Genomic DNA, 21,405 nt, shown 5'->3' with positions numbered 1-21,405 from the left:
GAATTTTTACATGACCACTATTCGCCTTAAAGAAAACGAGCCGTTCGAAGTCGCAATGCGTCGCTTCAAACGCACCATCGAAAAAACCGGTCTGCTGACCGAACTGCGCGCACGCGAGTTCTACGAAAAGCCAACGGCTGAGCGTAAGCGCAAGCTGGCAGCTGCCGTGAAGCGTCATTACAAGCGCATCCGCAGCCAGCAACTGCCGAAAAAACTGTTCTAATTCTGCTTTACGCAGACCCAACCCGGCAGCATGGCGCTTGCGCCGCGGGTTGAGTTTTAGAAGATACCCGCTCCGGTCATCCGCAGCGGGTTTTCGCATTTATACACCATCATTTACCGAGGGAAATCCACATGGGCCTGAGAGAACAAATCACCGAAGACATGAAAAACGCGATGCGCGCCAAGGAAGCGTCGCGCCTGGCCACCATCCGCCTGATCCTGGCCGAGATCAAGCGCAAGGAAGTCGACGAGCGTATCGAGGTCAACGACGACCAGACCGTCGCCATCGTGGAAAAAATGATCAAGCAGCGCAAGGATTCGATCACCCAGTTCGAAGCCGGCAACCGCCAGGATCTGGCCGACATCGAAAAAGCCGAGCTGGTCGTGCTGACCGCCTACATGCCCGCCGGCCTGTCGGACGAGGAAATCGCCGCCGAAGTGGCTGCGGCCGTGGCCGCCTCGGGCGCCGCCGGTCCGCAGGACATGGGCAAGGTCATGGCCATCGTCAAGCCTAAGCTGGCCGGGCGCGCCGACATGACCGTCGTGTCGGCACTGGTCAAAAAGGCGTTGTCCCCGGCATAATCAGCATGCCGCCGGGTTGTTGTAACCTGGCGCTGTTTTTACCTCCGCCGTGCCTTGATTCGCATCAAAACCGGATCGGCGCGGCGGTATAGTCTGAAAAATTACCCGACCGCTCAGCCCTGTGATCCCACAATCTTTTATCTCCGATTTGTTGAACCGCGTCGATATCGTCGACGTTGTCGGACGCTACGTGCAGCTGAAAAAAGGCGGTGCGAATTTCATGGGCCTGTGCCCGTTCCATAGTGAAAAGTCGCCCAGCTTCACCGTCAGCCCGACCAAACAGTTTTACCATTGCTTCGGCTGCGGCGCCCACGGCACCTCGATCGGCTTCCTGATCGAATACTCCGGCATGGGCTTTGTCGACGCCGTCAAGGACCTGGCGCAGAACGTCGGCATGGTGGTGCCCGAGCAGGATGACAAGATCCCGCCGGCGCAACGCGCCCAGATGCAGGCCCAAAGCCTGGCCTTGTCCGACGCGATGACCCAGGCGTGCGACTTTTACCGCGCCCAGCTACGCGGCGCCACCGACGCCATCGCCTACCTGAAAAATCGCGGCCTGACCGGCGAAATCGCCGCCCGCTTCGGCCTGGGCTACGCGCCGGCCGGCTGGGACGGCTTGAAAAGCATCTTCCCCGACTACGAGGCGGTCGCGCTGGCCGAGGCCGGCCTGGTCATCGACAAGGTCGACGAGGATGGCGGCAACCGCAAACGCTACGACCGCTTCCGCGAGCGGATCATGTTTCCTATTAAGAATACCAAAGGCCAGGTCATCGCCTTTGGCGGCCGGGTCCTCGACCATGGCGAACCAAAGTACTTGAATTCTCCGGAAACGCCTTTATTTTCAAAGGGATTCGAGTTGTATGGCTTGTTCGAAGCGCGCCAGGCGATCCGCGACGCGGGTTACGTGCTGGTGACGGAAGGCTATATGGATGTGGTGGCGCTGGCGCAGATGGGGTTCCCGCAAGCGGTGGCGACCTTGGGCACGGCCTGCACCACCCATCATGTACAGAAATTGTTGCGTCAGACCGACATGGTGATTTTCAGTTTCGACGGCGACAAGGCCGGCCGCCGCGCCGCACGGCGCGCGCTGGAAGCCTGTCTGCCGCACGTGACGGACAACAAGACCATCAAGTTCCTGTTCCTGCCGACCGAGCACGACCCGGACAGCTATGTCCGCGCGCATGGCAAGGAAGCGTTCGAGCAGGAGATCCATGAGGCGATGCCGCTGTCGCAGTTCCTGATCAAGGAAGTGGTCGGCGAGCATGATTTGCAAAGTCCGGAGGGCAGGGCGCGCGCGCAGTTCGACGCCAAGCCCTTGCTGCAATCCATGACGCCGACGGCGTTGCGGCTGCAGATCGTGCGCGGCCTGGCGCAGCTGACGCAGACCACGCCGTCCGAGATCGAGGTGCTGTTCGAGCTGGCCAAGCCGGTCGCGGTGGCCCGCAAGGCACCGCCCCGCAGCGGGCGTCCGGTGCCGGTCGGGCTGGAATTGCAGATCGTACGGCTGCTGGTGGCGCATCCGCCGTTGTCGCTCGATATCGATGCGGCGGCGTTGAAGGCCTTCGAATTCTTCGGCGCCGAGCCGGCGGAGCGGCTGGCGCAACTGGTGGGCGCGGCGCAGGCGATGGGCCCGAACGGCAGTTTTGCGGCGTTCGCGCAACATTTGAAATCGCAGGGAGACGAGTACGACGGCATCATCGCCGAAGTGGTCAAGGAGTCCGAGTCCGATTTTGATGCGGTGCGGGCGTTCCTGCGCGGAGCGATCCGCCAGGTCAAAAACGACGCGTTGAAGCAGGAATTGAGTCAGTTGTTCGCCGCCGGCCTGTCATCCGACGAGATTGGCGTGCGCTATCGGGAGCTGACTTCGCAGCAAGACCAACTATTGCGCGAAGCGCAGGCGGAGTTGGCGAACCGATAATGTTGCGGTGCGATGGAGTGGAGTTGCAATGCGTTTTTGGATGTCATCTTTTTGTCATGTTTCCGGCGGGGGAAGTGGGGCTCTTCCCTCTGGATATTGAAAAGTGGCGTGCTATAATAAAACGCTAAGTGTTGTATCTTTTGGCATCGTTTTTTGTTCAGAGTGTGTTTGTTTTCAGTAAGTTAGGCTCTTGATCGACATGGAAAGACGCAGTGTCGGCGGCCAGGGCCAGCTTTGGTTTAGTCGGCGAACCTCCCGTGGGGACGCTATCAGCGGACCTTCTGTTTGCTGTCTAACCTAGTCATGGTTTCTTGCCCCCACGCACGTGTCCGGATGCAGTAGAATTTTGCCGACAGCGGTGGATTTCTGTGGACGTCGATCGGTCTGACCGGGTGTAAGTAAGTCGTAGTATTGTCGAACTGCTCGGCAAGTTCGAAGACGTAGGTTCCAAAAAAATTGAACCGCAAGAAACTTTATCCTAAATAAGCAAGTCGTTGTGTAATCGAAAGCGCCTGTGCCAATCAAGAAACCTGAATCCAAAGCGGCTGCAAAGCCGAGCAAAGTGACCGCCCAATCCGCCAAAACCGCGGACAAGTCGGAAACGCGCGTCGCCAGCGGCAACCCGCCCGTGGTCAGCCAGACCACGGACGCCGCCACGCTCGCGGCCATCGATACCTCGGGCTACGTGCTGCCATCGGTCAAAGTGCCGGGCCGGCGCGGGCGCAAACCGAAAGAATTCCAGCCAGAAAACGACGAAGTCGCCGCGCTGAACGCGGTCGAACGCGCCGAGCTCAAGGCCGTCGACAAGGCCAAGGCCAAGGACCGCAAGGCCAAGGAAAAGGCGTTGCTCAAGGACGCCTTCTCGTCGGACACCGAAGCGACCGAGGAAGAGCTCGAACGCCGCCGCCAGAAACTCAAGACCCTGATCAAGTTCGGCAAGGAACGCGGCTTCCTCACGTACGCCGAGATCAATGACCACCTGCCAGAGAACATCGTCGATCCGGAAGCGATCGAGGGCATCATCGGCACCTTCAACGACATGGGCATCGCCGTCTACGAGCACGCGCCGGACGCCGAAACCTTGCTGCTGTCGGACAACGTGGCCACCGTCACCAGCGACGACGAAGCCGAGGCCGCCGCCGAGGCGGCGCTGTCGACGGTCGACTCCGATTTCGGCCGCACCACCGACCCGGTCCGCATGTACATGCGCGAGATGGGCTCGGTCGAGCTGCTGACGCGCGAGGGCGAGATCGAAATCGCCAAGCGCATCGAAGACGGCCTCAAGGACATGATTCAGGCCATCTCGGCCTGCCCGGTGACGATCGCCGAGATCATTGCCGCCTCCGACCGCATCCGCGCCGACGAGATCAAGATCGACGAGATCGTCGACGGCCTGGTCGATGATAGCGACGAGGTCGCCGCTGCGCCGGTCGTTGCCGCGCCGGCCGAAGAGGACGACGAGGAAGAGGAAGAGGAAGAAGAGGAAGAAGAGGAAGAGGAAGAAGCGAGCGCCTCGGGTGCCGCCGGTTTCTCGGCCGAACAGCTCGAAGCGCTGAAGAACGCCGCGCTCGACAAGTTCGACGTCATCTCCACCCAGTTTGACAAGATGCGCCGCGCCTTCGAGAAGGAAGGCTACAACTCCAAGGCTTACATCAAAGCCCAGGAAGCGATCTCGTACGAACTGCTGGGCATCCGCTTCACCGCCAAGGTGGTCGAAAAGCTGTGCGACACCCTGCGCGGCCAGGTCGACGAAGTGCGCCACATCGAGAAGCAAATCCTCGACGTCGCCGTCAACAAGTGTGGCATGCCGCGCGCCCACTTCATCAAGGTCTTCCCGGGCAATGAAACCAATCTGGACTGGGTCGACGGCGAAGTCAACGCCGGCCACGCATACAGCGCCATCCTCGGCCGCAACATTCCGACGATCAAGGAACTGCAGCAGCGCCTGATCGACCTGCAAGCGCGCGTCGTGCTGCCGCTGCCGGACTTGCGCAACATCAACCGCCAGATGGCGGCCGGTGAAATGAAGGCGCGCAAGGCCAAGCGCGAAATGACCGAGGCCAACTTGCGTCTGGTGATCTCGATCGCCAAGAAGTACACCAATCGCGGCCTCCAATTCCTCGACCTGATTCAGGAAGGCAATATCGGCCTGATGAAGGCGGTCGACAAGTTCGAATACCGTCGCGGCTACAAGTTCTCGACCTATGCGACCTGGTGGATCCGCCAGGCCATCACGCGCTCGATCGCCGACCAGGCGCGCACTATCCGTATTCCGGTGCACATGATCGAAACCATCAACAAGATGAACCGTATTTCCCGCCAGATTCTGCAGGAAACCGGTGCCGAGCCGGATCCGGCGACGTTGGCCATCAAGATGGAAATGCCGGAAGATAAGATCCGCAAGATCATGAAGATCGCCAAGGAACCGATTTCGATGGAGACGCCGATCGGCGACGACGACGACTCGCACCTGGGCGACTTCATCGAGGACAACAATACGCTGGCGCCGTCCGACGCGGCGCTGCACGCGTCGATGCGCGGCGTCGTCAAAGATGTGCTCGACTCGCTGACGCCTCGCGAAGCCAAGGTGCTGCGCATGCGCTTCGGTATCGAAATGTCGACCGACCACACGCTGGAAGAGGTCGGCAAGCAGTTCGACGTCACGCGCGAGCGCATCCGTCAGATCGAAGCCAAGGCCCTGCGCAAGCTGCGTCATCCTAGCCGTTCCGACAAGCTGAAAAGCTTCTTAGAAGGCAACTAAGGCTTGACTAGCGGCTGTGCTAGCCCTTATGCTCGCGAGTTCGTTTTAAAAGCGAGCGCGTGTAAGAGGGGCTAGCCGGTTCCCAGCGCATCTGCAACACCCTGGGCCTCTAGCTCATGCTTGGTTAGAGCAGCGGACTCATAATCCGTTGGTGCCGTGTTCGACTCACGGGAGGCCCACCAATAAAATCAAGGACTTAGGTGAAAATCTAAGTCCTTTTTTCGCTTCTATGGCGTGGTCCGGTACAATTTCGGTACAGTAAGCAAAATTCGACAGTACTGGAGAGTTAATGGCTACCATTGTAAAGACCCCCTCGGGCACCTGGAAAGCGCTCATCCGCAAGGCCGGATGGCCTACCACCATCAAGACATTTCGCCTGAAGAAAGACGCGGACGACTGGTCGCGCCGAACCGAAGACGAGATGGTGCGCGGCTTGTTCATACAGCGTGGACCTTCCGAGCGGATGACGTTTGCGGCGGCGATGAAGCGTTATTTGGCTGACGTGACGCCGACGAAGCGGCCGCTCACGCAGAATGCCGAGAAAAACCGAGCCGTCTCTTTGGTCGAGTTTTTCGGGAAATACTCGCTGGCGGCGATCACGACAGAATTGATCGCGCAGTACCGCGATGCACGGCTTGCCGGCGAAGATCGACCGAAGGACGGCAAGGCCCAGCCCCGCGCCGCAAACACGGTACGGCTCGATCTGGCCTTGATTGGCCACCTCTTCACCGTTGCGGTGAAGGAATGGGGGCTTGGCCTTCCGTACAATCCGGTGCTGAATTTGCGCCGTCCTTCGCCGGGGCCAGGCCGCAATCGTCGCCTGAGTGCTGACGAAGAGTCGCGCCTCTTGGCCGCCGTCGATAAACACTCCAATCCGATGCTGAGCTGGATCGTTCGCATCGCCATCGAAACCGGTATGCGGTCGTCCGAGATCGCGACGCTGCGACTCTCCCAGGTCGAACTTGAACGCCGCATCGTTCGCTTGATTGAAACAAAAAATACGCTGCCTCGCACGGTTCCGCTCTCGATGGCCGCCACCGAAAGCTTTCGCCTTGCTCTAAATAATCCGGTTCGGCCGGATGGAACGGACCTCATCTTTTACGGTGAGCCTGGTCGAGATGGAAAGCGCCGGCCGTACAACTTCAACAAGGTATGGGCGGACGTTAAGAAGGGTGTGGGCGTCACCGACTTCAAGTTTCATGATCTTCGCCACGAGGCGGTGAGCCGCCTGGTGGAGTCTGGGTTGAGCGACCAGGAAGTGGCATCCATTAGCGGGCACAAGTCAATGCAGATGTTGAGACGATATACGCACTTGAGGGCCGAGGACTTAGTGGCGAAGCTTGATAGCCTCAAGAACGCGAACACCTGAACGAGACTATTTTGCCAAACCTATTCAAGAAAATAATCGACAGCATTCGAGAGGATTTAGGCGCGCCGGTCAGCCTTTTACGCCTCCTCTCCGAACACCCCGAAGTCCGGGTGCCGCTCGACGCCCCGCCGCGTTGCATCGACGCGCATAGCATTGTGCGTTGGAACGATCTAGGTGAATCGCCATATGACCATTATCCGAGCCATCGACGCGGCACACTGCATGGCTGGAAAATGCGCGGCAAGTGCGAGTACGGTAGCTTCATTCTGCATCGGCCTGAGTACGAGCAGATTGGACAGCGCGAAATCTCGGAAAACTGGACATGCGACATAACCGAGATACATGGCTTTTCGGCCTCAAAGTCTGAACTTCGAGACTTCGTTAGCACCGATGAGATGGTCGAAACAAACTCTACCGACATGATCGACGCGATCTCCCACGAGAAGTTGAAGAAAAATCTCGCGCACCGGGAAATCCGTATCATCCACTCTCCGGGCAGCGACCATTTCGGCCGCTATTTGTGGGACGGGCGCCTCTTCCTCATCAATAGCGGCGGTTCGCATCACTTTGCAGCGGCCAAGTACATCGCCGCGCGTCTGCCTGCGCCGGTGCCGCTGCGCGGGGAGCTATACACATACTCCCTGAACGCGGTTGCCATCGCTTCGTTACGGCGTGACTTCGAGATGTTCGTCATCTCGGACGAAACCAACATATCTCTGGGCTTCCACGATGCCATGGTGGCTTTTCGTGCCACTTGGCTGTGGCATCATCTGCCGCGCCCTTTTGAAAACGCCAAGGCGGTTTTACTGCCCAAAAACGAGGCCCGCTCAATGCGCGTGGCCGACTTGCTGCGGCAGGCTTGTGTCGCTGATCTGGGGCAATACCTTTCCGAACTGGCGTCTCTGCAGTCGCACCGCTGAAACGCTGGCACGCGAATACGACAAGGCCTTCGCAGCCGGGCGCTCACTATTGGCAGTAACTCAGTCGCCGTTTCAAAATGAATTTTCTTGGCCTCGTCAAACAAGCTTTAGCTTCGATGACGACTTCGCTTGATAGCTGAGTGATTTGGCAAAAAATTCAAGCGGATCGTCGAGATAATCTCGAATCGGGTTTTTCGTAAAGTACGAACCGGCCGCCAAAAGCTCTTGTATTTTTCCCGTATCGAGCAGCAGTTGGGCTTGCTCCTGCGCCCTGACTGACTCAAGCACATGCGACCACGCATGGAGGGCTTCTAGCTGAGTCCTTATCGCCGGTTGGCTCAAGGCTAAAGTCACGGCTTCATAGAATCCGTCCGTCGCTTTGCCTGCCCAACCGAATTTTGATACATCAGCTCTTTTTCGCCACGCTGTGAGCAGCGCGGTAAGCCAAGTGAGGTCGAACGCGGCGGGCAGCACATCGAAAAGGGACTCCGCCGTATCTTCGGGCAGATCGACGGCGTTAACGTCGCCCCACAATGCCCTCCATAGTCCCGCCGGACCATCCAAGAAAATTTCCGCTGTTCCCGGCGCAACTGTTTCGACAAAATCCAATGTGTCGCTATCCGGCCGTTGCGTCCCTTTTTTGTAGTTTTTCCAGCGATCTCCTTCTGCATGATTGCTGTCGTAGTCGCCGGCCGCTTCGGATAACAGCTGCATTTTGCGACCAATAACCTTCGGGCGTGCCTTCACCTCATCAAGCGACTTCGCGACGGCGTAAAACCAAGCCTTAATCCTAATCGCCAAACGATTAGTTTCATCCTCCGTCCGGCTGGGGCGGCCGCCTTTCTTTCTGGCTTTTCCTAAAACCAATACCTCAGCCGAACGACGAGCGTGGGCTGACGGGCATGCTTGCCGGCCTGTCATATCCGGTGCAGGGGGGGCGAAACTCGTAGTTTTGCCCCCCTTAAATTCTGTGGGGTCGAGATTTAACATCCTTCCATCTTACAACGCAATGCCATACGCAGCCATAGAAAGGAAGGTTTAGTCATGACCATCGAAGAAACACTGGTAACAAAATATGGGCCGTTGATGTCGGTCACAGCTCTCTCGTCGGTTCTTGATCGGTCGCCGGAAAGCGTTCGCGTATTTCTTCGCTCGAACGGTGAAAGTGCGCAGCGCCTCAACCTGGCGAAGGTGAAGGTCGGGCGTCGGCTGTACTTCAGGACGGCGGAAATTGCTCAGGTTCTGAACGGCCAATAGGACGTATGCAGTGACTCTCATCGTCTCCTCGAAAACGAACTGAAACATGACCTTCCGTTCCATCCGCGAGGTAGTTGCGCCGGCGTCCAACGACTTGCTCAAGTACGTGGAAGACGTGGCAGCCCGTGCCAAGGCGCGGCCCCGTCAGGCTGAACTTCCGAGTCCGATGATGGCGCGCCAGCTTCCCTTGTGGGCCGACGAGATCAGATGCATGCCGAACGAAATCTTGCGTTCGGCACTCTTCAACGCTCGAAACCGCAATGAGCCTCGGCGCTACTTCAAGAACGAGTCCATCGCGATCATCGATCAGTTTGCTCGCATCACTTTCACCGGCGAAGAGCTTCGCCAGAACGACGAATTGGTCTGGCTGCAGCTAATCCACCTGGCGAAGGGGTTGCCCGCAGGAGCGCCGATTGAATTCACCGGCTACAGCATGATAAAAGCGCTGCGGCTTACAAAGGGCAAGCCGAACGCCGGCCACACTGCGCGGCTGCTTGAAAGCCTTCAACGGATGCAAGCCACAGCACTATCTATCTACTCAAAACGGCTCGCGCACGGTGTCAGTCTTTCGATGATCCCACGGTTTGAATGGCAGGACGAGTCAACAGGAAAACGTCTGCCGAAGTGGCGGGTGTTCATCGCGCCCGAGCTGGTTGATCTCTTTGGAAGCGTGCATTTTACCTACCTACTCTGGGAGCAACGTCTGGCACTGCCGTCGGGATTGGCGACGTGGTTGCATGGATATTACGCGTCGCACCGCAAGCCCGTTCCGATCAAGTTGAGCACGTTGCAACGAGGGTGCGGTTGCGGCACCGGCAGTCCGCGCAAATTCAAGCAACTGGCGATGGCCGCATTGGTCGAGCTGGAGCGCGTCGGATTTCTAAAAAAAGGAAGCGTCATCCAGGGCGAGTTGGTCGTCGTGGCGCGTGCGTGATCTTGCCGTTTGCTTCGGCGCCAGCATACCAGTGCTACCGCCGTATGAGGTACGGAGTACCGCCCTTTGAAGGACGAACTGCCGCCGTATGAAGTAAGCACTACCGCCTGATGAGGTTCGCAAGTGTAGCCCCATGAAGTACGCGCAGACGCGACGAGCGCGAGTCCTGGCCTGGCTTTGCCGTGATTTTCCACAGGCGCTAACCAGTCTTTAACCTTTTCTTAACCATGTCCGCCAACACGGACTTTTACGCACGTCGGACGTGTCGCTGTCATCGGCATGTCGGGAAATTCAATCAATGAAACCAAAGGAGAAATAGCTATGACTCATGCAACGATGCGAAAACACATTCTGGGCGTACTTGCAGGCACAGTGGTCATGTCCATGGCCCATGCCGGCAGCGTCGCCGGCAACGGCGGCTCGACCGAGATAACACAAATTCTGAACAACTTCGAGCTGGTCACACAGTCGGCACAAATGTATCAACAGGTCCAGCAGGCGATTCAGCAGGTCCAGATGGAACAGCAGCAGTTGAAAAATTTGCTGAATGCCCCGCAACAGCTTTGGGGTCAAGCGCAGCAGGACTTGACCCAACTGGCGCAGCTTGTATCGCAGACCACCGCGATCAGCTATGCGGCCGGCAATATCGACCAAACGTTTCGCGCTGCCTATCCTGGGTATGCAAAAAGCGCTGGCGCGACCAATTACGGAAACAAGTACAAAGCACTGATTGGCCAAGCCATGGACGGTCTGAATTCGGCCTTACAGTCAGCTGGCCTGAACGCCTCGCAGTTTACCAGCGAGCGCGCAGCAATCCAGCAGATTCAAGGTATGTCAGGTGGCTCGCAAGGTTCGTTACAGGCCATCCAGGCCGGCAATATGATCGCGTCACAGACGATTGATCAACTCCAAAAGCTGCGCCAACTGCTGGCCGCTCAAACGCAATCGCAGTCGAACTACTTGGCCGCCCAGGCACAAGTTCAAGCCGACCAGACCGACGCGACGCAGACCCTCATGAAGCAAGGCAATGGGACGGTACGGCAGTCCGGCCAAAGCGGATTCACGAACTTCTAACCAGGGGGAATCATCAAATGCAAACGCTAAATGATCTGACCAGAAACCTAACGCGCCGACAAAAGAAATGGGGTTCCCTCGCCGCTGCCATTTTGATCGTCGCGATATTTTCACTCCTGACGGGGTGCCACAGCAAAGCGGATGAAGAAGCAATGCAACGCCAAAAAGAGCAGGATGCCGCCATGAAGAAACTTACCCACCAGGGCGACGGCACGGTGCGCAAACCGGGCCAAAGCGGCTTTAAGGGGTACTAGCCATGAAGAACAGAAAGTTGTGGGTGCTGGTCGCTTGCCTTCTATTGGTTGCCTCTCCGGCCTTTGCAGGCCCCGAGTACGATCTGGGTTCAATCATGACGCAGTATCAAACGGCTGCTACGCAGTTCGGACAGAATATTACCGCCATTGCCCTGAAGCTGACCTATACCCTGTTCACGCTCGATATCGCTTGGCTGGTGCTAAACCGCATCTTCAAGAATGCCGACACCATCGAAATCGGCACCGCCGTCATCATGCGCATCATGTGGATCGGCCTCGTAGTTTGGATCATCAACAATCCAAGCGTTCCGCTCGCCTTCGTCAATAGCTTCATCCAGATCGGGAAGACTGGCGCCGGCACATCGGCAATCAGCCCCGGCGACGTGTTCTGGCAAGGCATCGACCTGGTGAATCTGATGATGACAAAGTTTTCGGATAGTTCCACGGTGATGGGCGTGCCGGTCCCGGCCGGAATCGCAGCGATGAGCAATCCGTTCGCGGCGATCCTGATCGGCATGGCGCTCATCATCATCGTGGTCTGCTTCGCGATTCTGGCCGCCCAGTTCGCCGTCGCATGGGTGCAGCTCTGGTTCTATCTTGCCGTCTATCCGATTGTCCTGGCATTTGGCGCGCTGACGTTCACCCGAGACATGGCTATGAAAGTCATCACTACGCCAATTGTGTATGGCGTTCGATTCATGGCGATCTACTTCATTATCGCAGTCGGCACTACGCTCGCGGCCGCATTCGGCACCGAGATTGCGAACCTGTCCTTGACCAACCTCGCGCCGATCTGGACTGTGTTGGCCGGCTCGGTGCTGCTGCTGATGTTGACGTTAAAGGTTCCTACCTTGGCGTCTGACCTCTTGGGCGGGACCGCTTCCTTGTCTGCTGGCGATGGTGTCGGCGCGGGCTTGGTCGCCGGCGGTGCAATCGGCGCTGTGGCGGGCGGGGCCTATGCGCTTGGAACCGGTGCTGCCAACGGCGTCGCCGGTGCAATCAAAGCCGGCCAATCCGCTATCGGCCAGGCACGTGAAAAAGGGGCAAGTGGAGTGATGGCGACCACGGCCGGCGCAGCCGGCGCGATTGGCAGCGCCGTTGGCGAGGCCGCAATGGGCAAGGTGAAGGGGCTCGGTGCTCAATCAGCTGGCGGTCAACTGGCAAATCGGATTGACGCCAAAACAGCAAACATCCGGGAGGCAAAAGCAGCTGGCAATCCGGTTGCCTCAGTTCCTGGTGGGCAGCCAGCAGCACCCGCATCGCCAGCTGGACCGCCAAGCTTGGTTCCGCCGGCCCCGAGCGCGGATCAACCGCCGGCCAGCGCTGTCACGCCGCCGGCATCAACACGCGAAACGCCGCCTGCGCCTAGTGATGGAGCGAGCGGTGGAATGAGTGGCCCGGTTTTGCCCGTTGCGGAACAAACCACCGCTATGCCGTCAGCACCGTCCTCTACGGCCACGCCGGCAGATTCGGCGAGCGCGCCTGCCACCGATGCACCCAGAAGTTCTATAAGCGCGCCTGCGGCCCCCACATCGCCGGCCGCAAGCGGGGGAAACAGCGGCACTCCAGGTTCGCATCCGGTAAGTCCATCCCCGGCGGGCGCGAGTATCGCGGCCGACGCAGCAAAACAGGTGCTCCGTGAAATGGAGAAGACTGGCGGCGCGGCGGGCGGCTCAATCCAGACGCATCACGGGGAAGTGTAGGCAAATCCGATGACTGAGTAATCGAATTTGAAATGAATATTGATGAGTCAGTCATCACATTGACGAGAAGGAATCCGAATGAAAAAGGCATTGAAAATTGACGGGTTCGCCGTGGAGATATTCCCTTCGGTGCGACGTGGCTCTACGGCTTGGACGGCGTGGCTCCAGGAGCACCCAGGAGCAAGGGCCGAGGCTGCTGGTTACGAGGAAGCGATAACGGCATTGCAGGCCAAGTGGGATGAAATCAAAGCGGCCTATCGGGAGGAGAACTTGCCCGTGCCGACGCCGCCGAGACGCAGAGGCAACAAACGAGTCCTCGACAAAATTCGCATGTTGGGCGAGCGCAAGGGGACCGTAATTGTTTAGCCTTTTTGGCGTCGATGTCGCCCCACGAACTGCGGCGCCAAAAACAAAGAGGTTACAGATCGATCACACGAGATACCAATTCGATTACAAGAGGGTTACACGGCGGTTCCAGCAGGATTACAAAAAGATTACAAAACGGTGTCAATCGGCTAAGCGAGACGCCGAGGCTTCACGTCGAAAGGAAGCGTGTACACGCCTCCGTTTTGCATAAAAAGAGGTAACGGCGCCGATGGCAGCCTTCTTTCTGTTGTGGCAATGGGCGGCGGCGGAGCAGTGGTGGCACTTGATGGCGCGGTGTCGGAGCCGTGTTCGCAGTTGGGTGGAAATCGTACTACGCAACCCCAGACTATTTTTCTTAGGGGAACATAAAGGGGGTATTGCGCTCCGCCGCTGTTTTCTTGGTTTTACGTTGCAGCATGCGGCTTTGCCGCGTACTGCGTTTTGAAGAATAGTATTGCGAACGCAACACGTACTTGCAATACGGATTTTGGAGGTATTCATGGCGGCAAAACGGACATATTCAGTGCGCTTGGACGATGAGCAGCGGCGGCAGCTGGAGGAGCGGTCGGGCGGGATCGGGTTGCCGGTCGGGCATCTCATCCGTGGCGCGATCACTGACTTCCTGCGGCAGCAGGATTAAAAGGACTACTTGTCCGAAGTGGAAATGAGGATCGCGACCGCGATCAATCGGCTCGGCCGCCAGGTGGAAAAGGACCGTGCAGAACAGCAGTTGGTGGTCGGCATGCTTGACGGCCTGCGTGAGTGGTTGGCGTTCACATTGCCGACCCCGCCGGACAAAGTCGCGGCGCACGCGCTCATGGTGGAGCGCAACAAGAAATTCTTGGAGCAACTGCCGATGCTGTTCGTTTCGCAAAGCAAAGCGAAAGTAACGGCGTACATGGACGCCAACGACCGCCTTGCGGAACCGTGCCCGAAATGCAGCACTGGTCGCCTGAAATGCAAGGAAGGAAAAAATGGACTGTTCTGGTACTGCACGAATTGGAATGCGGCGCCGAAATGCAGTGTCACTTTTCCAGACGATGGCGGCCGACCACTTTTGCCAGCAGGGGAAGCCGGCGATCAATGAATTTGCGGAATTTCTGACGAGGAGAATTGACAATGCAAAGCAGTATTGAAATTGCTTCAGCAATAGTGACGATGGCCCGGAAAATGTCCATTCGCCACGTGTTTGACGACACGCTGCAAAACCGAGGTGCCGGCGTGCTGCGATACGTTCTGGCAATCGGCGCCGAACGCTATTTGGCGTGGCAGGACGATGACGCAGACGAAATTGTGGTGTCACCGCTCGAACTTTGGGATGCGGAAAACGTTGCGGAAGCATTCGATGATGCGGTGCCCGTTTGGCTTGTGGGTGACGAAGGACGCGCTTCTTCTGAAGCGTATTTGCCAGGGGATGAATAACTGGTTGCGACCTGAAAGGTTGCGCCAGACTACTTTTACGCTGTTAATTCACACAGCTCGCCAGATGGCCGAGCCGATACCGAAGACGATGGCGACAAGAATGGCCATCAAAATCAGGTTCCATATGAGGTTGGAAAGTTTGGCAAACACATATGCACTCATGCCGGCGCCGACGATGACTCCAGTAAAGCGAATCCACTTAGGCAATGCCATGCCACCCAGTTTGAGGAATGCAACATAGGCAAGAACTCCGCCGATCAACAGTCCGATAAATCCAAATAAACCGGCCCGAGCTTCGCGGCTTTCGCGGCGTTCGGCCTGGATCAAGGATTCCTTGCTGTCGTGATATTCAGTTGTGCCGTCAGCTGCGTGACGGCCAAAGCGTGTTCCCATATGCAAATCTCATCTAATGAAAATATTGTTGAATAGCACGGAATGCCGACGCTTCAGTAGTCCAGCCGCCAGCCCGGCGCTGGCGCTATTTCAGTAGCAGAGGACGTGGGACGCTCGCGGGGGGCATGTCGCTCCACCATCAACTGCTATTGAGTTACACCAATCTATTGCGCATCGCTGGTCGGAATTTTTTCGCCAACTGAGCTTCGTGCCAGCGAAAAGGCAGGCTCGTATGCTTTTGTCAAGTTCGCAGCATCTGCCTCAGCAACCGCTATTTTCACTGCTTGCCTTGCCGCTTCCGTGAAGGTATCGCTAAGAATCAGGTTTTCAAGGGTTTTCATTCGAGTCCTCCTTGACCAATTATAGGTCGTTCAGTGGGCAATCGTGTCCATCCTCGGCGCGGATTGAGTCCGGCCAGCCAAGTCGAGCGAGCGTTTCAATCAATGTGGTTCGTTTGACGCCGAAATTACGGCAGACAGCCGCCTTCGACATGCCACTTCTTAACGCAGTGGTGATCGCCTCTAATTTCTCGCCAGCAATGATGGGTGGCCGTCCGCCAACCCGTCCACGCCGCTTGGCCGCAGCCAAGCCCACGACGACCCGTTCTTGCGCCAATGCTTTTTCGTACTGGGCCAAAACTCCAAATATTTGGAAGAACAACTCGCCGGAGGGCATCGTAGTGTCCATTCCCTCGGAAAGCGAGCGGATGGCAGCTTGCTTCTTTTTCAACGAGTTGACGATGGACAACAGATGCGATAACGAACGGCCCAGTCGGTCCAGTTTCCAGACCACCAGAATGTCACCAGGTTGTACGACCGCCAGCGCATCCGTCAATCCTGGTCGCTCATCTTTGGCGCCCGTACCATGGTCTTCAAATAAATGCCGGCTATCGACGCCAGCCGCCATGAGCGCGTTGCGCTGCTCGATGGCGGTCTTGCTATCCGACTCGGACGATACCCGCATGTAACCGACAAGCATGTACGAAAACCCTAAGTGAGTGATTTGCGTATGGTATATCATAGCGACACTGTTTTCCGTGTATTTCTATACGTACATGGAAAACAGCGCGGACGTGTGATTTCGCCATGTCGGAAAACATGTTTTGTGACAGCGAAACCAGGCGGGTAGAACAACAAGAAAGAGGAACACCGATCAAATGGCATTGCATCCAAACTTCCCCCTGTCACCCTACGAAACGTTGAATACAGAACAACGTTGGTTTCCTGCGGCGGAAGAACTTCGCAGTACGGCCTACGAAAAGCTGCTTCCGCCGCTGGTGGCGAAGGTGCGTGAAGAGGTGAAGGCGTGGCGGGATGCGGGATATGCAGGCGCGTCCGGCACATCGCGTGCGCTTCTGGCATGGTGGTTTGAAACTGACCACCTTGTTGAACAATCGGAAGGCTCGCCGAGCCAGTTTCGCTACTACTTCGCGCAACGCGAAGCGGTCGAGAGTGTCATCTGGCTCTATGACGTGCGTGGCGCACGCGACAAATTCGACCTATTGCGTTTCGATGCCTCCGGCGCGGTATCCAGTAACATGTTCGATGAGGACTGGCCGCGTTTCGTGGTCAAAATGGCTACGGGCGCTGGTAAGACGAAGGTGCTATCGCTGCTGATCGCCTGGAGCTATTTTCACAAGCTCTACGAGGCGGGCTCTATGCTGGCACGCAATTTCTTGTTGATCGCGCCGAACATCATTGTGCTCGACCGCCTGCGGACCGATTTCGACGGGCTACGTATATTCTTCAATGACCCAGTGCTGCCAGACAATGGACATGCGGGCCACAACTGGCGGGATGACTTTCAGATTGCGCTGCACATTCAGGACGATGTGCGCATCGTGCGCCCAACAGGGAATCTCTTTTTGACCAACATCCACAGGGTCTATCTGGGCGACGTGCAGGACCCATCCCTCGACGATGACGATTTGCGCGACTATTTTCTTGCTCCGTTCGGCGCGAAGCCAGTTGGCAAGACAACCGATAGCAATACTGATCTTGGCGAGATCGTGCGCGAGATCGACGAACTCGCTGTATTTAACGACGAGGCACACCACATCCACGACAGCCGCCTAGCGTGGTTTCAATGTATCCAGGACATACATCATCGGTTGCTGCAAAAGGACCTACGCTTGGCAATGCAGGTTGACGTGACGGCTACACCTCGTCACGACAACGGCGCGATCTTCGTGCAAACCGTGAGCGACTACCCCTTGGTCGAGGCCATTGCCCAGAACGTCGTGAAGCATCCGGTATTGCCAGATGCTGCCAGCCGAGCCAAGCTCACCGAACAAAAAAGCCCGATCATTACCGAGAAGTATGCTGATTATCTTCAGCTTGGCATTGAAGAGTGGCGCAAGAGCTACGCCGAGCACGAAAAGCTAGGCAAGAAGGCTGTGCTATTTGTGATGGTAGACGACACCAAGAATTGTGACGAAGTGGGTGAGTACCTGAAAAAGATATGCGTCGAATTGGAGGACGGGGTGCTGGTGATCCACACTAAAGCCAACGGGGAGATTTCCGAAGCCGCATCCAGCAAGAACAAGGAAGAGTTAGCGGTTTTGCGTAAGCAGTCGAATGAAATTGACACTTGGAAATCGCCCTTCAAAGCGATTGTGTCGGTTCTCATGCTTAAAGAAGGCTGGGACGTGCGCAACGTGACCGTCATCGTCGGCCTACGAGCCTATGCCGCCAAAAGTAACATCTTGCCCGAGCAGACGCTCGGACGTGGCCTGCGGCGTATGTATTTCGGCAGTGACCAACGCGAGACCGTCTCGGTTATTGGCACCCCTGCCTTCATGGAGTTTGTTGAGTCTATCCAAAACGAAGGCGTCACTTTCGACCGTGTTCCAATGGGTGGTGCTGGCGGGCGGGAACGGCAGGATTCGCTGGTGGTCGAAGTTGAAACGGAGTCGCCTGACAAAAATATCGACGAGCTTGACATCACGTTGCCGCGCTTGACCAGGCGCTTTAACCGGGAATTCAAAGACCTGACGGAGCTTCAGCCAGAAGTATTTGGAAATGCTAAGTTAGCCATCAAGGCATTTACTCCGGAAGAAACTCGGGAAATTATTTTCAAGACCATGCTTGACGCCGAGATAGATCACACCGTGCAACTGGATGGAGCTGGGCCTGGCGAATATCGTTCTGTGGTTGCATTTTTTGCCCGCCAACTTCTTAAAGACTTGCGTCTCGTTGGCGGTTACGATCAACTCTATCCCAAGGTCAAGACGTTCGTCCGAGATCACCTTTTCACCGGCGCTGTCGATCTGGATGACCCAGTGATCCTACGTAACCTGTCCGAGCCGGAAGTCGGCAAGGTGGTGGTCGATAACTTCCGTGCTGCGATCAACGCGCTGACGATTTACGAAGACGGTAGCTCGCGTATTGACGGGTACATTCGGTTGCGTGACACCCGGCCGTTTAGAACGGAGCCGCGTGGCTTCGTGCAGGCGAAAAAGTCGGTTTTCAATCGCATCGTCGGCGAAGTCAATGCCGACGGTCTCGAACTCGCATTTGCAGCGTTCCTAGAAGCTGCACCTGACGTGCAGGCGTTTGGCAAGAATTATATGGCCGTAGGCTTCAAGATCGAATACGTTAGAGGCAACGGCGAGTTGTCTAGCTACACGCCAGATTTTCTGGTTCGCACCACGGATGGCTTGGTCTGGGTTGTCGAAACCAAAGGTCGCGAGGAGCTTGACCTGCCGCAGAAAATGGCACGCCTACGTCAATGGTGCGAAGACGCCACTGAAGCAACCAAGGACGACGGCGGCCCAAGCTACCATTTCGTTTATGTCGATCAGAAGAGTTTCGAGCAGCACAAGCCGTCATCGTTCGCGGGGCTGGCGACAACTTTTCGTGAATACCAAGAGGGCTGAGAATGGCACGTCAAGACAAAAAAACCTACGACTTGAGCGAAGCCGAGCAGCGCGATCTAGTTACGTTGATTCAGCAAGGAAAATCCTTACCAGAGAAATACCGATTCATCCTGTTCGAGGACAAGCGCGAAGTCGAGCTGGTCTGGAATGGCAAGACGCGTGACGTATGCACCACGGTACTGCCCTTCCAAACGCTCGAACACATTGACGAGCCTCGCACCGAAACCAAGGTGCAGGAAGACTTATTCGATAGTCGTGGCCGTCAGTTGCACGGTTGGACAAACAAACTAATCTGGGGCGATAACAAGTTGATCTTGTCATCGCTGAAGGCGGGTGCGTTGCGTCAGCAAATCGAGGATGCGGGCGGTCTCAAGCTAATCTACATCGACCCGCCTTTTGACGTGGGGGCGGATTTTAGTATGGACATCGAGATCGGCGGCGAGACCTTCCACAAGGAAGCCAACTTGTTGGAGCAAATTGCCTACCGTGACACATGGGGGCGCGGGACCGATTCATTCATTGCAATGATTTATGAGCGCTTAATCTTAATGCGTGATTTGTTGGCGAAGGATGGGACAATTTATGTGCATTGTGATTGGCGGGTAAGCTCTTATATTCGGCTCGCGCTGGATGAGGTTTTTGGCGCCTTCATCGCTGAAGTCGCTTGGAAAAAGCTTCGATCACCTAAGGGGCAAACCGGACATTTTTCCAATATCAAAGATAGTATTTTTATCTTCGCCCGCTCTGATTCGCCTTTGTTTTCTGCCCAATTTGTTGATAAAGATGAGCGGCTACTGGACACCCATTATCGCCACGTGGATGAAAAGTCAGGTCGTCGGTACAACCTCGATAATTTCACTCAAAATGGCACTGGCCCGGCGCGCCAGTTCGGCGACAAGCTCCTTGCGCCGCCGCCTGGAAAGCATTGGATTTGGTCGCAAGATCGCATTGATGAAGGTATGAAGGAAGGCATGATCGTGTTCTCGAAGAACGGCGTTCCATATGTGAAACGCTTCTTCGATGGAAATGAGGGCACGAGAGTCGGCGACATCTGGGACGACATATTCCCCGTAAATCAAATGGCAAAGGAACGACTGGATTACCCGACTCAAAAGCCCGAAGCGCTCCTTGATCGCATCATCAAAGCCAGCAGTAACGAAGGCGACTTAGTTGCGGACTTCTTTTGCGGGTCTGGCACAACTGCTGCTGTCGCGGAGAAGTTGGGCCGAAAATGGATCGCTACCGACCTTGGTAAGTTCGGTATTCACACCACGCGCAAGCGGTTGATTGGCGTACAGCGCGAGAAAAAGGCAGCAGAGCAAGACTTCCGTGCTTTTGAGGTGTTGAACCTTGGCCGCTACGAGCGCCAAGCCTACTTGAATATCGGTGGGCGCCTATCGGGCGAACAGAAGACGCGAGCTCTTGCCCAGAAGGAAAACGAATTCCGCGAGTTGATCCTGCGCGCTTACAAGGCTACCGCCTTTGGCAGCAACGAAGTTGGACAAGCGCAGGACGGATTTTTTCATGGTGCGCGCAATGGTCGGCTCGTTGTAATCGGTCCAATCAATTTGCCTGTTGGTCGGCTATTCGTCGAGGAGGTAATCATTGAATGCCGCAAGCGCGGGGCGTCCCGTGTAGACGTGCTGGCCTTCGAGTTCGAAATGGGACTGTTCCCTGCCGTGCTGGAAGAGGCGCGCAGCAAGGGCATTGAGCTTGCTCCGAAATACATTCCTGCGGAAGTGTTCGACAAACGTGCGGTGGACAAAGGCCAGGTGGTTTTCCACGACATCAGCTTTGTCGAGGCCACACCGCGCTATGACAAGAAAAACAAACTCGCGGTTAAGATCGAGCTAACTGATTTTTCAGTTTATTACACGCAGGGTACAGCCGAAGCAGCGATTTCCGCCATGAAGGAAGGCAAAAGCGAGGTCATGTGTGAACACGGGCAACTCTATAAAGTGAGCAAGAGCAAGGACGGAATAGTCAAAAAAGACCGGCTCACCAAGCTTTGGACGGACTGGATAGATTACTGGGCAGTAGATTTCGACTACATGCAGCGCAAGGAGATAATCAAGGTGCCAGTCGGGGCCGGACTTGGAGGCGTTACATCACTGGCAGGACATGATTCGCAGCAGGATGGAATTGCACTTCCACAGTTCGAGGAGCGGTGGACGGGAGGATACATTTTCGAGAACGAGTGGCAGAGCTTCCGCACCAAACAAAGCCGGGATTTGGAGCTTTCTACTGCGCAACATACTTACGACCGCCCCGGACGGTACTTCGTTGCGGTCAAGGTGATTGACATTTTTGGGAACGACACGATGACGCTAGTGCCAGTCAATGTTGGGTAACT

At 56.5% G+C, this 21,405-nt stretch carries 21 protein-coding genes and 1 tRNA gene; 18 read left to right on the top strand and 4 right to left on the bottom strand.

Going from position 1 to position 21,405, the window contains the following annotated elements:
* Positions 1-10 precede the first annotated feature (10 nt).
* The 7 genes from rpsU (at position 11) to AC0IYS_RS26055 (ending at position 7,772) form a co-directional block, all read left to right on the top strand.
* A complete protein-coding gene (gene rpsU / locus AC0IYS_RS26085; protein WP_008451879.1) occupies positions 11-223 on the top strand; it encodes a 30S ribosomal protein S21 in 213 nt (70 codons plus the stop codon).
* A gap of 131 nt (positions 224-354) precedes the next feature.
* The gene (locus AC0IYS_RS26080; RefSeq protein WP_471707899.1) at positions 355-804 is read left to right on the top strand and encodes a GatB/YqeY domain-containing protein; all 450 of its coding nucleotides are present in this window, start codon (positions 355-357) and stop codon (positions 802-804) included.
* 121 nt (positions 805-925) lie between these two features.
* On the top strand, positions 926-2,722 hold the full coding sequence (gene dnaG / locus AC0IYS_RS26075) for a DNA primase (RefSeq protein WP_315213904.1): 1,797 nt from the start codon (positions 926-928) through the stop codon (positions 2,720-2,722).
* A gap of 514 nt (positions 2,723-3,236) precedes the next feature.
* Positions 3,237-5,483, top strand: a complete 2,247-nt coding sequence (gene rpoD / locus AC0IYS_RS26070) for an RNA polymerase sigma factor RpoD (protein WP_471707898.1) — start codon at positions 3,237-3,239, stop codon at positions 5,481-5,483.
* Positions 5,484-5,586: 103 nt separating this feature from the next.
* A tRNA-Ile gene (locus AC0IYS_RS26065) sits at positions 5,587-5,665 on the top strand.
* A 107-nt stretch (positions 5,666-5,772) separates the two neighbouring features.
* Positions 5,773-6,852, top strand: a complete 1,080-nt coding sequence (locus tag AC0IYS_RS26060; RefSeq protein WP_471707897.1) for a tyrosine-type recombinase/integrase — start codon at positions 5,773-5,775, stop codon at positions 6,850-6,852.
* Between the two features lie 11 nt (positions 6,853-6,863).
* Positions 6,864-7,772 carry a DUF6685 family protein gene (locus AC0IYS_RS26055; RefSeq protein WP_471707896.1) on the top strand — a complete coding sequence of 303 codons (909 nt, stop codon included), beginning with the start codon at positions 6,864-6,866 and terminating at the stop codon, positions 7,770-7,772.
* A gap of 96 nt (positions 7,773-7,868) precedes the next feature.
* Here AC0IYS_RS26055 and AC0IYS_RS26050 read toward each other — a convergent pair whose 3' ends face one another.
* Positions 7,869-8,762 carry a hypothetical protein gene (locus tag AC0IYS_RS26050; protein ID WP_471707895.1) on the bottom strand — a complete coding sequence of 298 codons (894 nt, stop codon included), beginning with the start codon at positions 8,760-8,762 and terminating at the stop codon, positions 7,869-7,871.
* 54 nt (positions 8,763-8,816) lie between these two features.
* Here AC0IYS_RS26050 and AC0IYS_RS26045 point away from each other — a divergent pair, with 54 nt between their 5' ends.
* From AC0IYS_RS26045 to AC0IYS_RS26005, 9 genes are all read left to right on the top strand, one after another.
* A complete protein-coding gene (locus AC0IYS_RS26045) occupies positions 8,817-9,029 on the top strand; it encodes a DNA-binding protein (protein WP_471707894.1) in 213 nt (70 codons plus the stop codon).
* Between the two features lie 46 nt (positions 9,030-9,075).
* The gene (gene trfA / locus AC0IYS_RS26040) at positions 9,076-9,963 is read left to right on the top strand and encodes a plasmid replication initiator TrfA (RefSeq protein WP_471707893.1); all 888 of its coding nucleotides are present in this window, start codon (positions 9,076-9,078) and stop codon (positions 9,961-9,963) included.
* Positions 9,964-10,284: 321 nt separating this feature from the next.
* Positions 10,285-11,037, top strand: coding sequence for a P-type conjugative transfer protein TrbJ (gene trbJ, locus AC0IYS_RS26035; protein WP_471707891.1), 753 nt, complete (start codon positions 10,285-10,287; stop codon positions 11,035-11,037).
* 17 nt (positions 11,038-11,054) lie between these two features.
* The gene (locus AC0IYS_RS26030) at positions 11,055-11,291 is read left to right on the top strand and encodes a hypothetical protein (RefSeq protein WP_471707890.1); all 237 of its coding nucleotides are present in this window, start codon (positions 11,055-11,057) and stop codon (positions 11,289-11,291) included.
* Positions 11,292-11,293: 2 nt separating this feature from the next.
* Positions 11,294-12,994 (top strand): P-type conjugative transfer protein TrbL, encoded by a 1,701-nt coding sequence (gene trbL, locus AC0IYS_RS26025; protein WP_471707889.1) that lies wholly within the window; start codon positions 11,294-11,296, stop codon positions 12,992-12,994.
* 78 nt (positions 12,995-13,072) lie between these two features.
* Positions 13,073-13,360, top strand: a complete 288-nt coding sequence (locus tag AC0IYS_RS26020) for a hypothetical protein (RefSeq protein WP_471707887.1) — start codon at positions 13,073-13,075, stop codon at positions 13,358-13,360.
* Between the two features lie 499 nt (positions 13,361-13,859).
* The gene (locus AC0IYS_RS26015; protein ID WP_471707886.1) at positions 13,860-14,000 is read left to right on the top strand and encodes a ribbon-helix-helix domain-containing protein; all 141 of its coding nucleotides are present in this window, start codon (positions 13,860-13,862) and stop codon (positions 13,998-14,000) included.
* A 9-nt stretch (positions 14,001-14,009) separates the two neighbouring features.
* Positions 14,010-14,447 carry a hypothetical protein gene (locus AC0IYS_RS26010; RefSeq protein ID WP_471707885.1) on the top strand — a complete coding sequence of 146 codons (438 nt, stop codon included), beginning with the start codon at positions 14,010-14,012 and terminating at the stop codon, positions 14,445-14,447.
* A gap of 32 nt (positions 14,448-14,479) precedes the next feature.
* Positions 14,480-14,782 (top strand): hypothetical protein, encoded by a 303-nt coding sequence (locus AC0IYS_RS26005; RefSeq protein ID WP_471707884.1) that lies wholly within the window; start codon positions 14,480-14,482, stop codon positions 14,780-14,782.
* 48 nt (positions 14,783-14,830) lie between these two features.
* On the opposite strand, the gene AC0IYS_RS26000 is transcribed toward AC0IYS_RS26005, so the two are convergent.
* From AC0IYS_RS26000 to AC0IYS_RS25990, 3 genes are all read right to left on the bottom strand, one after another.
* Positions 14,831-15,175: a hypothetical protein gene (locus tag AC0IYS_RS26000; protein ID WP_471707883.1), complete on the bottom strand. Its 345-nt coding sequence runs from the start codon at positions 15,173-15,175 to the stop codon at positions 14,831-14,833.
* Between the two features lie 164 nt (positions 15,176-15,339).
* Positions 15,340-15,516, bottom strand: a complete 177-nt coding sequence (locus AC0IYS_RS25995; protein ID WP_471707882.1) for a hypothetical protein — start codon at positions 15,514-15,516, stop codon at positions 15,340-15,342.
* Positions 15,517-15,535: 19 nt separating this feature from the next.
* Positions 15,536-16,153, bottom strand: a complete 618-nt coding sequence (locus tag AC0IYS_RS25990; protein WP_471707881.1) for a recombinase family protein — start codon at positions 16,151-16,153, stop codon at positions 15,536-15,538.
* 178 nt (positions 16,154-16,331) lie between these two features.
* Between AC0IYS_RS25990 and AC0IYS_RS25985 the strand changes: the two genes are divergently transcribed.
* Complete coding sequence (locus tag AC0IYS_RS25985; protein ID WP_471707880.1) at positions 16,332-19,052, top strand: DEAD/DEAH box helicase; 2,721 nt, start codon at positions 16,332-16,334, stop codon at positions 19,050-19,052.
* A gap of 2 nt (positions 19,053-19,054) precedes the next feature.
* Entirely contained in the window at positions 19,055-21,403 is a 2,349-nt protein-coding gene (locus tag AC0IYS_RS25980) for a DNA methyltransferase (protein WP_471707879.1), read from the top strand.
* Positions 21,404-21,405: the final 2 nt, after the last annotated feature.

Source organism: Duganella sp. AC237, from assembly GCF_979254035.1.
The sequence above is the reverse complement of the archived record's forward strand: the minus strand, read 5'-3'. Positions and strand labels throughout refer to the sequence as shown.

Bases quoted from the DNA above. Each gene is read 5' to 3' on its own strand.
- rpsU (WP_008451879.1), top strand. From the start codon at position 11: ATGACCACTATTCGCCTTAAAGAAAACGAGCCGTTCGAAGTCGCAATG.
- AC0IYS_RS26080 (WP_471707899.1), top strand. From the start codon at position 355: ATGGGCCTGAGAGAACAAATCACCGAAGACATGAAAAACGCGATGCGC.
- AC0IYS_RS26060 (WP_471707897.1), top strand. From the start codon at position 5,773: ATGGCTACCATTGTAAAGACCCCCTCGGGCACCTGGAAAGCGCTCATC.
- AC0IYS_RS26050 (WP_471707895.1), bottom strand. From the start codon at position 8,762: ATGTTAAATCTCGACCCCACAGAATTTAAGGGGGGCAAAACTACGAGT.
- AC0IYS_RS26045 (WP_471707894.1), top strand. From the start codon at position 8,817: ATGACCATCGAAGAAACACTGGTAACAAAATATGGGCCGTTGATGTCG.
- trfA (WP_471707893.1), top strand. From the start codon at position 9,076: ATGACCTTCCGTTCCATCCGCGAGGTAGTTGCGCCGGCGTCCAACGAC.
- trbJ (WP_471707891.1), top strand. From the start codon at position 10,285: ATGACTCATGCAACGATGCGAAAACACATTCTGGGCGTACTTGCAGGC.
- AC0IYS_RS26030 (WP_471707890.1), top strand. From the start codon at position 11,055: ATGCAAACGCTAAATGATCTGACCAGAAACCTAACGCGCCGACAAAAG.
- trbL (WP_471707889.1), top strand. From the start codon at position 11,294: ATGAAGAACAGAAAGTTGTGGGTGCTGGTCGCTTGCCTTCTATTGGTT.
- AC0IYS_RS26020 (WP_471707887.1), top strand. From the start codon at position 13,073: ATGAAAAAGGCATTGAAAATTGACGGGTTCGCCGTGGAGATATTCCCT.
- AC0IYS_RS26015 (WP_471707886.1), top strand. From the start codon at position 13,860: ATGGCGGCAAAACGGACATATTCAGTGCGCTTGGACGATGAGCAGCGG.
- AC0IYS_RS26005 (WP_471707884.1), top strand. From the start codon at position 14,480: ATGCAAAGCAGTATTGAAATTGCTTCAGCAATAGTGACGATGGCCCGG.
- AC0IYS_RS26000 (WP_471707883.1), bottom strand. From the start codon at position 15,175: ATGGGAACACGCTTTGGCCGTCACGCAGCTGACGGCACAACTGAATAT.
- AC0IYS_RS25995 (WP_471707882.1), bottom strand. From the start codon at position 15,516: ATGAAAACCCTTGAAAACCTGATTCTTAGCGATACCTTCACGGAAGCG.
- AC0IYS_RS25990 (WP_471707881.1), bottom strand. From the start codon at position 16,153: ATGCTTGTCGGTTACATGCGGGTATCGTCCGAGTCGGATAGCAAGACC.
- AC0IYS_RS25985 (WP_471707880.1), top strand. From the start codon at position 16,332: ATGGCATTGCATCCAAACTTCCCCCTGTCACCCTACGAAACGTTGAAT.
- AC0IYS_RS25980 (WP_471707879.1), top strand. From the start codon at position 19,055: ATGGCACGTCAAGACAAAAAAACCTACGACTTGAGCGAAGCCGAGCAG.